Origin of the sequence: Streptomyces sp. MB09-02B (assembly GCF_033794485.1) — a bacterium.
Classification (GTDB): domain Bacteria; phylum Actinomycetota; class Actinomycetes; order Streptomycetales; family Streptomycetaceae; genus Streptomyces.
This window is the reverse complement of sequence record NZ_JARGEE010000627.1, coordinates 1-3,749: the sequence shown is the minus strand read 5'-3', so window position 1 is coordinate 3,749 and position 3,749 is coordinate 1. Positions and strand designations below refer to the sequence as shown.

Genomic DNA, 3,749 nt, shown 5'->3' with positions numbered 1-3,749 from the left:
AGTTTTTTAAAGAGACGGGGGGCGGACGTGGCGGGAGTGGGGCTGTCGGGATCCGTGGCGCTCGTCTCCAAGGTGTCCATGTCCGTCACGGTAGCGCCGATCTGACGGCCCGTCAGTAACACCGTCGGTAACACGGTTGCGTCCGCACGGCGGCGGCACGGCGGCGATACGGCGGCACGGCGGCGATACGGCGGCGACCCGGCGGCGGCACGGCGGCGATCAGGACGCGCGGGTCCGGGAGAGTCTGTGCAGACCTGGTGTCGTCCCGCGTGCCTCCCTGTGATCGACCTCTCGCACGGCTGACGGATCCGCCATGAACAAGGCAAACTGGCCTGGTTGTCAGGTAGGCCTTAGGGGGCTGTCGATGGGCGGTGGACCGGGAGTGCCGGAGGTCGGTGGGCCGCGAGTGCCGGAGCAGAGGACCGCAGTGGACGCCGAGACCGCGGCACCGGCCCCCGAGGCCCCGGCCGAGCTGCGCTTCGGCGTGCTCGGGCCCGTGCGGGCCTGGCGCGGCACCGAACCCCTCGCCACCGGTTCGCCCCAGCAACGTGCCCTGCTCGCCGCCCTGTTGCTCCGCGAGGGCCGCACCGCCACCGCGAGCGAGCTGATCGACGCGCTGTGGGGCGACGAGCCGCCGTCCCAGGCGCTGGCCGCCGTACGGACGTATGCCTCCCGGCTGCGCAAGGTGCTCTCCCCCGGCGTCCTGGTCAGCGAGTCCGGCGGCTACGCGGTCCGCGCGCTGCCCGCCGGCGCCCTGGACCTCGCCGTGGCCCAGGAACTGGCGACCGACGCGGAGAAGGCCAAGAACTCCGGCGACCTGTGCCGGGCCCGTCGGCTGTTGAACGAGGCGCTCGGGCTGTGGGACGGCGAGGTCCTGGCGAGCGTTCCGGGCCCGTACGCGGAGACCCAGCGGGCCCGCCTCGACGAGTGGCGGCTCCAACTGGTCGAGTCCCGCCTGGACATGGACCTGGAGCAGGGCTGCCACGCCGAGGCGGTTTCCGAGCTGACCGCCCTCACCGCTGCGCACCCGTTGCGGGAGCGACTGCGCGAACTACTGATGCTGGCGCTGTACCGCAGCGGACGCCAGGCGGAGGCCCTCGCGGTGTACGCGGACACCCGCCGCCTGCTCGCGGACGAACTCGGCGTGGACCCGCGCCCCGGCCTGCGGGAGTTGCAGCAGCGCATCCTGCGAGCCGACCCCGGCCTCGCGGCACCCTCCGCGCCACCGGCCCCGGAGCCTGCCGCCGCCGCTGTCCGGCCCGCCCAACTCCCCGCCACTGTCCCGGACTTCACCGGTCGTGCCGCTCTCGTCGAGGACCTGAGCGCGGTGCTGGCGGCGGCCTCCGGCGCGGAGGGCCAGGTGATGGCCGTGTCCGCGCTGGCCGGCATCGGCGGCGTCGGCAAGACGACCCTCGCGGTGCACGTGGCCCACCAGGCCAGATCGGCCTTCCCCGACGGCCAGTTGTACGTCGACCTCCAGGGCGCCGGCGCCCGCCCCGCCGAGCCGGAGACGGTCCTCGGCGCCTTCCTGCGCTCGCTGGGCACGGCCGACTCCGCGATCCCCGACTCCCTGGCGGAGCGGGCCGCGCTGTACCGGTCGGTCCTGGACGGCCGCCGGGTGCTGGTCCTGCTCGACAACGCGCGCGACGCCGCCCAGGTACGGCCCCTGCTGCCGGGAACCGCCGGCTGCGCGGCCCTCGTGACCGCCCGGGTGCGCATGGTGGACCTGGCCGGTGCCCATCTCGTCGACCTGGACGTGATGTCCCCCGACGAGGCGCTGCGGCTCTTCACGAGGATCGTGGGCGAGGAGCGGGTCGCGGCGGAACGCGAGGCCGCCCTCGACGTCGTCGGCGCCTGCGGCTTCCTCCCCCTCGCCATCCGCATCGCCGCCTCCCGGCTGGCGGCGCGCAGAACCTGGACGGTGTCCGTCCTGGCCGCCAAACTCGCCGACGAGCGGCGGCGGTTGGACGAGCTCCAGGCGGGCGACCTGGCCGTGAAGGCCACCTTCGAGCTGGGCTACGGCCAGCTGGAGCCCGCCCAGGCCCGCGCCTTCCGGCTCCTCGGCCTCGCGGACGGCCCGGACATCTCGCTGGCCGCCGCGGCCGCCGTACTCGACCTGCCGCCGGAGGAGACCGAGGATCTCTTGGAGGCCCTCGTCGACACGTCCCTCCTCGAATCCGCCGCCCCCGGCCGCTACCGCTTCCACGATCTCGTCCGGCTCTACGCGCGTGCATGCGCGGAACGGGACGAACAGCCGCCGGGGGAACGGGAGTCGGCGATGTCGCGGCTGCTGGACTTCTATCTGGCGACGGCCTCCCAGGTCTACGCGATCGAGCGCCCCGGCGACCGGCTCGTGGACCACCTGGAGATCACCGTCTATCCGGGCCTGCGCTTCGCCGAGGGTTCCGCCGCGCTGGACTGGCTCTACACCGAGGCGTCCTGCCTCCTGGCCTGCGTACGCCAGTCCGCCGGCACGGACCGGCTGCGCCGTGCGGTCGACCTGCTCTGGGCCGCCAAGGACCTCACAGAGTCGGGCGCCAACTCCCACCAGTACGAGACGACGGCGCGCGCGATGTGCGACGCGACGCGTGCGGCGGGGGACGCGCGGGCGGAGGGGCGCGCGCGGATGATGCTCACCAACGTTTTACTGGTGAGCGGGCGCATCCAGCAGGCCGAGGAGCAGGCCGGGCTCGCCATGGAGCTGGCGTCCACCGCGCGGGACGACCGGGCGATCAGCTGGGTGTCCAACGACCGGGGGATCATCTCGTTGCACCAGGGCCGGTACGCCGACGGCAAGATGTTCCTGGAGCAGGCCATCGAGGGCTACCGCACGGCGGGCAACCGCCCCGGCGTGGCGCTCAGTCTGTGCAACCTGTCCCGCGCCCACCTGGGCATGGGCAGCATCACCAAGGCCGTCGAGGTCGCCGAGCAGGGCCTCGCGGCCCAGTTGGAGATCGGTCGGACGATGCGCCTGGCCAACGGGCACTTCACGCTGGGGATCGCGCTGACCCGGGCGGGACGGCACGCCGAGGCGCTCAGTCAGCTCTCCGACGCGCTGGGCATCTTCATCGACCACCGGCAGCGGCTCTGGGAGGGCGTGACCAACTTCCGTATCGCCGAGGCCCATCTGGCGGCGCACCGCCCCACGTCGGCGGCACAGCACGCCGAACAGGCCCTCGCCCTCGGAGTGATCGGCGGCGACCGCATGCGCGGCAATGTGCTGACGCTGCTGGGCCGCGCGCTGTTCGCCCTGGGCCAGGCGGACCGTGCCAGGGCCTGCTGGCGTGACGCGCTGGGCCTCTACGAGCAGACCGGCGGCACCGTCGAGGCGAAAGAGACCCGTACGCTCCTCACGACCCCCCGGGCCGCGTGAGCCGCGCCGGGGCGTCGCGTCGGGGGCGTTCAGCATTCGTTTATCGCCGTCCGGCACTCTCGTACCTGTCACACCGTCGCGTCGGGGGGCAGACGGTCTGACCAGGAGCTCAACCGATCAGGGTGAGGCTCCGAACGGCCCGTCCGGCTGCCCTCGGGGGAGCGACCGGACGGGCCTTGCCGGTTCGTCACCACAGCAGAGGAAATCACGACATGAGCGACAAGAAGACGACCGCGGACGCCACCACGCAGGACAACGCCATGCCGACGCCGCCGGCGGAGAAGCCGGAGGCCACCACGCTCGACAACGCGATGCCGAGCGAGCCCGTCAAGACCGACGACATCCGCACGCTGGACAACGCGATGCCCGCCCCGCC

At 73.2% G+C, this 3,749-nt stretch carries 1 protein-coding gene; it reads left to right on the top strand.

The window, feature by feature from the left end:
- The first annotated feature begins 364 nt into the window (after positions 1-364).
- Positions 365-3,373, top strand: coding sequence for an AfsR/SARP family transcriptional regulator (locus tag P1P70_RS41915; protein WP_319247340.1), 3,009 nt, complete (start codon positions 365-367; stop codon positions 3,371-3,373).
- Positions 3,374-3,749 lie beyond the last annotated feature (376 nt).

Coding starts and splice junctions, on each gene's coding strand:
- P1P70_RS41915 (WP_319247340.1), top strand. CDS start 365: ATGGGCGGTGGACCGGGAGTGCCGGAGGTCGGTGGGCCGCGAGTGCCG.